The sequence below is a fragment of the Micromonospora sp. 15K316 genome, from assembly GCF_004348525.1.
Classification (GTDB): Bacteria; Actinomycetota; Actinomycetes; order Mycobacteriales; family Micromonosporaceae; genus Micromonospora.
The window spans coordinates 1-6,311 of record NZ_SMKG01000290.1; the positions used below are offsets into that span (position 1 = coordinate 1).

Consider the following 6,311-nt stretch of genomic DNA (forward strand, 5'->3'; position numbering starts at 1 on the left):
GGGTGGCCCGGCAGGGGGCACGCGGGGGTGCCCAAAATCGGGCCGACGGGGCAGACTCGGGACATGCCGGAGCGCATCGATCTCGCCGCTCTCATCGCCGGCCACACCGTGGTGATCGAAATGATCAACTCCGGGGACGCCGGGCTTCCCGTCCTCACCCAGCTCCTCCGCGTGGCCCAGCCGGCGCTCGGCGCGGCCGGCATGGCGTTCGTCGAGTTCGGCCCGGCCGGCGGAAGGGTGATCTCCGCGACCGGCGCCATCGAGTGGACACTGGGCCGCCCGCTGCCCGCCAACGACCCGGTCACCGTCTGCCTGCTCTCCGGTCCCCGGGTCCAGCAGCTGCGGACGGACAGGCTCGCCGGCACGTTCCCCGACGAGCTCGCCGAGCGGGGCCTGCGCCGGATGGTCGTCTCCCGGGCGGAGATCGGCGGGCACACGGTGGGCAGCCTGCACGCCGTCTACACCGACGACTCCGACGAGCCGGACGACCAGCATCGCGCCGTGATCGCCTACCTCGCCTCCTGCGTCGCGCACATGTACGGCGACCAGACCGGGCTGCCGGTGCACGGCGACGGCCCGGTCGTGGCGGCGCTCGCCGACGGGCTCGCCGTGGTCGACCGCGACGGCCGGGTACGGCTCTGGAACCCGGCGGCGGCGCAGGTGACCGGCGAGGCCGCCGCCCAGGCGCTCAACCGACCTCTACCGTTCCCGATCCCTCCGTCCGGCCAGGTGCTCGACCACCGCCTGCCGGACGGCCGCTGGCTGCGGGTCACCTCGGGCGACGTGCCCGGTCCCGGCGCCCTGCGGGTGGTCACGTTCCGCGACATCACCGACCAGCAGCGGCGCGACCACGAGCGCGACCTCTTCGTGGCGGTGACCAGCCACGAGCTCCGTACCCCGGTCACCGTGATCAAGGGGTACGCGGACACCCTGACCGACCACTGGGAGTCGCTTACCGACGCCGACCGACGCCAGGCCGCCCGGGTGATCGGCCAGCGGGCGAACGAGCTGGCCCGACTGGTCGACCGGCTGCTTTCCTCCGCCGCCGAGGCGGGGCCCGGCGACGAACCGCCCGCCCCCTTCGACCTCGCCGACGCCCTCCGGGCCGCGGCGGGTGATCTTCCGGCCGAGCTGCGCCACCGGCTCACCGTCGACCTGCCGGTCGACCTGCCCAAGGCGCTCGGTCACCGGCCGAGCCTCGCCACCGTGCTGACCGAGCTGGCCACGAACGCCGGCAAGTACTCCCCACCGGGCACCCGCATCGAGATCAGCGCCAGGCCGGACGGTCAGATGGTCGCGTTCCGGGTCAGCGACCGGGGCATCGGCATCCGACCCGAGCATGTCGAGCGGGCCTTCGACCGGTTCTGGCAGGGCGAGTCCGGAGACCGCCGCGGCTATCCGGGGGCCGGGCTCGGTCTCTATCTCGTCCGCCGGATCGTTGAACAGCAGAATGGATGGGTATCCCTCAGACCAAGGGCCGGTGGCGGTACGGTCGCAGAGGTGCGGCTGCCGCGCGGATGACCGGCGATGCGGCACGGGGCACGGAGGGACGACGGTGGCGACGGGAAAGGGCGAACGGGCCTGGTGCGTGGTGGTCCCCCACCAGGCCAGTGGGGCGCGGCTGGCCCGGCACCGGCTCGCCGACGAGCTGACCGGCCTGGTGCCACCCACGCTCCTGGCGGACCTGGTCGCGGTCCTCGCCGAGCTGGTGGGCAACGCGGTCCGGCACGCCCACCCGTTGCCCGGCGGGGTGGTCCGGGTCGCCTGGCGGCTGCGCGGCCCGGCCGACGCCCCGCACGTCCAGCTGCGGGTCACCGACGGTGGTGCCGCCGAGGGCCCGCGGATGCGGGCGGCGAGCCCGGACGCCGCAGACGGGCGCGGGCTGCACATCGTCGCGGGCCTCTCCAGCCGGTGGGGAGTCGAGCAGGACGGGCTCGGGCAGAGCGTCTGGGCCGAGTTCGAGCCGAGCGCCGTCGATCTCGTCGTCGCCGGCTGAGCCCCTCCGTCCGCCGCGGTGGTGCCCGGCCGCCTCGGCCGCCCGCGACCGTCACCGGGGCGGGTCCTCCCCGCGGCGGTCCCGTCGGGCCTCTAGGCTGTCTCGCCGTGAGCAAGCGTCGAAAGAGCCAGCGGGCCGCCGAGACCACCCCGAAGCGCGAGAAGGTGCGTGACATCTTCGTACCGCGCCCGTTCGAGGGGCTCGTCGACGAGCCCGAGTGGATCGCGCTGCGCGAGCTGGTACCGGCCGCGTCCGCGCCGCTGCGGCTCGCTCCCGCACTGGTCGAGGAGTTCGGTGAGCGCCCGGTGACCCTGGCCACCGTGCTGCCGCTGGCCGCGCCCGCCGTGACGAAACCGAACGGGCGGGTGCTCGTCGGGCTACAGCGGCACGACCAGTCCGGCGACGTCTCGCGCGATCTCGCCGAGGCGCTGCTCTGCGCCCTGCGCGCGGAGCCGGGCGCGCCGGTGTCGGTGCCGCCGCTGCCCGGGCCCGGCCCGCGGCTGCAGGACCTCCTGGTGGACGGGCCACTGGAGATCAGCATGCACGACGGCTTCGAGTTCTGGCTTGACCCGGGCGCCACCGAGGACCCGAACGTGCAGGCGTCCCTGGAGCGGGCCAACGCCGCGATCTACCCGACGGTGCGGCTGAGCGCCGCGAAGGCGGCGTACTGGTGCCAGGTGCCGGAGAAGGCGCACGTGCGCTGGGTGCTGCCCGAGGACGAGGACGCGGCGCTGGACGCGCTGGCCCGGCTCGGCGCCGCCGGCACGCTGCCGCTCGGCGACGACACCCGGTTCGCCGGCATGTTCCGGGCACACGGTCGGTTGGTGCCGGTCTGGGACCTGCCCGAGTCGACGCCCGCCGGCGAGTGGGAGGAGCCGGTGGCGCAGTTCGCCAAGCGGTACGCAGACGCGCTCGCCGACACTGCCCCGCTGGACGCCGCGGGCCGCCGCGCCCGGCAGGGGCTGCTCGGCCGGCAGCTCACCCTGCGCTGACCCGCTCGCCGGGGGCGGCGGGCGCCCCCGGCGGCCGGACGGTCAGCGGCGCAACGGCTCCCGCACCATGGGGCAGGACATGCAGCGCGGCCCGCCCCGGCCGGAGCCCAGCTCCGAGCCCGCGATCGGGATCACCTCGATGCCGGCCCGCTCCAGCTGCGCGTTGGTCTCCACGTTGCGCTCGTAGCCGACGCAGAGTCGCGGCGCGAGGGCGAGGGTGTTGTTGCCGTCGTCCCACTGCTCACGCTCGGCGGTGACCGGGTCCAGCCCGGTGTCGATGACCCGGAGCTGGTCGATGTCCATGGCGTCGGCGGCGGCCCGCAGGAACGGCGCGGGCCCGTCCACCCGCGGGTCCTCGCCGTCCGCACCGGCGATCACGGTGTACGCGGAGAGCGTGTCGGCGACGTTCGGGTACATCAGCACGGCGTCGACGTCGACCATCGTGCAGACGGTGTCCAGGTGCATGGTGGCGCGTTCCTGCGCGACCGGCACCACCAGGATGGTGTGCGCCAGCCCGGCGGCGAAGACCTGCCGGCCGAGCCGCTCCGCGCCGGCCGGCGTGGTCCGCTCGCCCACCCCGACGGCGAGCACCCCGGGGGCGAGCAGCAGCACGTCGCCGCCCTCCAGGTGCTCCAGCCCGGGTCGGTAGACGAACTCCGTGCCCGCGAAGCGCGGATGGTGGCGGTAGATGGCGTTCGTCAGGGTGCTCTCCCGGCGGCGGGCCGGCATCGCGAGGCTGGTCACCCCGACCCTGTCCCTGATCCAGAGCGAGGAGTCCCGGGTGAAGAGCAGGTTGGGCAGCGGCTCGATGACGAAGTCGTGCCGGTCCATCAGCGTGTAGACGAGGCCGCCCGGCCGCTCCGGGCTGATCCGCAGCTCCTCGTGGGCGAGGCCGGCGATGAGCACGTCGGCGAGGGCGGCCGGATCGAGGTACGCCAGGTGGTCGGCGACGCGGGCGCGCAACGTGTCACCCAGCCGGGGCGAGCCGAGCACCTGGTCGGTGAGCTCGGCGCGCGCGTCGGGCACCGCCAACGTCTCGGCGAGCAGGGTCGAGAGGTAGAGCACCTCCACCCCGCGGTCGCGCAGCGCGGCCGCGAAGGCGTCGTGCTCCTCCTGCGCGCGTCCCACCCAGGGGATCGCGTCGAACAGCAACGAGTCGTTGTTGCGGGGTGTGAGGCGGGCGAGTTCCGGGCCGGGACGGTGCAGGAGCACGGTGCCCAGCCGACCGACCTCGCTGTCCACGTAGTGGGTCACCCTTGGCAGCGTAGGGCAGGGTTTGGCGGCATCCGGGAAAAGAACTGTGGGTGAATATGGCATTCATCCACAGTCACTCCGGCGCTCCACCTTGCCGAGCCCCCGGAGGGTCAACGTAGGGTAGTGGGGACATAACTTCGAGGGACCTTTTGCCGGAGGTCGCGATGACTGTCTTTCCCGCTCGCCGAGCCGCACCCACCACCCGGGCGCTGCCCGGCACGGTGCCGCACCCACGGGTGGAGCCACCGGGGCTGCTCGAACCGGTCCGCCCCACACCGTTCGAGTGGGCCCGCCGTCGGCGGGCGGAGCGCGGTGCTCGTCGACTGGAGGCGGCGGGAGCCCGCGCCGTCGGCCAACTCGACCATCTCGGGCCGGCGTGGCACGTCATCGAGTGGCCCCGCACCGACGCCGCCGACGATCTGCTCGACCGGCCGCACGACGAGCGCGCCGGGTTCCTGGCCATCGGGCCGAGCGGCCTCTTCGCGGTCACCGTGGCCGACCACGGCCGGGCCCGGGTACTGGTCGCCGGGGACGTGGTCCAGATCAACGGCAAGCGGCCGCCGTACGTGGTCGAGGCGCGGCGGGACGCCCGGCGGGCGAGCAAGGCGCTCTCCGACGCGGTGGGCCTGCAGATCCCGGTGACACCGGTGCTGACCTTCGTCGGCTCGGGCGTCATCAGCGTCTACGGCCTGCCCAAGGACTGCCTCATAGCCACCCACCGCGAGCTGGATCGGCTGCTCGTCGCCGGGGGCAACCGGATCAGCCCGGCCACCGCCGAGAAGCTCTCCCGGGTGGCGCAACACCCGGCCACCTGGCTGAACGGCACGTACCGTCCGGTGGCCGACTACCGGTGGTACGAGGACGGCCGAATGGCCGCTGACAAGCCGGCGAACCGCCGGTAACGTCTTCGGCGACGTCTCGTGGGCCGGTGACCACCGGCGCCGCGGGTCCGCGCCCGCGGCCATCGATCCCGCACTGCCCGCGCAGCGGCGGTCGGTGGCCGGGGCGCGGTCGCCGACCGGCTAGCGTGGACAGTCCGTCGGTGTACATAGGAGGCTCGGTGGCCCACGTCGAACTCTCGCTCTCCGAAGTGTTCGTGCCGACGGGACGGGCCTCGACAGAGCCGGAGCTCGACAACTTCGAGCGCTGGTCCTGCACGGTCACCAACGCCGACGAGCCGTGCCTGCTGATCGACGCCGACACCAACGTGATGGCGATCTCCACCGCGACGTGCGAACTGCTCAGCCTCGGCGAGCCGGAGGCGGTGATCGGGCTGCCGATGCTCGACGGCGGGCTGCGTCTTCTCGACTTCACGGCGAACCGCGGCGAGCTCACCCAGCAGGAGATCGACAAGATCCCGCCGCTGCTGGCGCTCTCCTCCGGCCGGCTGGCGCGGGGCCTGCTCCGGGTGCAGGCGACGACCCCGAAGGCCCCGGTCTGCACGGTGGACGCGATCTCCACTCCGGTCTTCGCCGACGGCGCGGTGGCCGGCTCGTTGACCTTCTTCTCCCCGGTCTGACCTGCGACGACGTCCGGCGTTCGCCGCACCCGGCAAAGCCGGGCCCACCACCGGTCGAGGCCGTAAGGTGCCCTCATGCTCGATATCGCCCTGCTGCCGGGGGAGTACGCCGTGTGCCGGATGGCCGCCGGCGCCGGCCTGCCGCCCGAGCTGTCGAGCGGGCTCGGCGCCACGGACGTGGTGACGGTGAGCTGGACCGCCGACGGGGTCTCGGTGATCTGCCCGATGGATCGCGCCCCCACCCAGGCCGTGGTGGAGACCGCGTGGCGCTGCCTACGGGTCGGCGCGCCCGAGGACGTCGCCGTCACCGGCACGCTCGCCGCCCTGGTCGATCCGCTCGCCGGCGCCCGGGTGAGCGCCGTCGCCTTCTCCACCTTCGACACCGACTACCTGCTGGTCCCGGCGGTACGCCTCGGCGAGGCGACCGCCGCGCTGGAGCGCGCCGGGCACCGCCTGCTCGGTTGACTTCACCAAGCCCGCTGATGCTCCTACGATGGGCTCGGCCACCCCGGCCGTAACGTCCCCGCAGCCCCTCAGGATCGGCCCGTGC

Annotated in this window: 7 protein-coding genes; 6 read left to right on the forward strand and 1 reads right to left on the reverse strand. The window is 74.0% G+C overall.

What is annotated here, in order from left to right; genetic code table 11:
- Window positions 1–63 precede the first annotated feature (63 nt).
- From E1211_RS29680 to E1211_RS29690, 3 genes are all read left to right on the forward strand, one after another.
- Complete coding sequence (locus E1211_RS29680) at window positions 64–1,521, forward strand: ATP-binding protein (protein WP_132353145.1); 1,458 nt, start codon at window positions 64–66, stop codon at window positions 1,519–1,521.
- Window positions 1,522–1,588: 67 nt separating this feature from the next.
- Window positions 1,589–1,996 (forward strand): ATP-binding protein, encoded by a 408-nt coding sequence (locus tag E1211_RS29685; RefSeq protein WP_243709756.1) that lies wholly within the window; start codon window positions 1,589–1,591, stop codon window positions 1,994–1,996.
- Between the two features lie 107 nt (window positions 1,997–2,103).
- Window positions 2,104–2,988: a DUF5926 family protein gene (locus E1211_RS29690; RefSeq protein WP_132353149.1), complete on the forward strand. Its 885-nt coding sequence runs from the start codon at window positions 2,104–2,106 to the stop codon at window positions 2,986–2,988.
- Window positions 2,989–3,030: 42 nt separating this feature from the next.
- On the opposite strand, the gene E1211_RS29695 is transcribed toward E1211_RS29690, so the two are convergent.
- Complete coding sequence (locus tag E1211_RS29695) at window positions 3,031–4,242, reverse strand: arginine deiminase (protein WP_132353151.1); 1,212 nt, start codon at window positions 4,240–4,242, stop codon at window positions 3,031–3,033.
- A 164-nt stretch (window positions 4,243–4,406) separates the two neighbouring features.
- Here E1211_RS29695 and E1211_RS29700 point away from each other — a divergent pair, with 164 nt between their 5' ends.
- The 3 genes from E1211_RS29700 to E1211_RS29710 all read left to right on the forward strand — a co-directional run bounded on the left by E1211_RS29700 (window position 4,407) and on the right by E1211_RS29710 (window position 6,226).
- Window positions 4,407–5,144, forward strand: coding sequence for a hypothetical protein (locus tag E1211_RS29700; protein ID WP_132353153.1), 738 nt, complete (start codon window positions 4,407–4,409; stop codon window positions 5,142–5,144).
- Between the two features lie 158 nt (window positions 5,145–5,302).
- On the forward strand, window positions 5,303–5,761 hold the full coding sequence (locus E1211_RS29705) for a hypothetical protein (RefSeq protein WP_132353155.1): 459 nt from the start codon (window positions 5,303–5,305) through the stop codon (window positions 5,759–5,761).
- A gap of 75 nt (window positions 5,762–5,836) precedes the next feature.
- Window positions 5,837–6,226 (forward strand): ACT domain-containing protein, encoded by a 390-nt coding sequence (locus tag E1211_RS29710; RefSeq protein ID WP_132353157.1) that lies wholly within the window; start codon window positions 5,837–5,839, stop codon window positions 6,224–6,226.
- The last annotated feature ends 85 nt before the right edge of the window (window positions 6,227–6,311 follow it).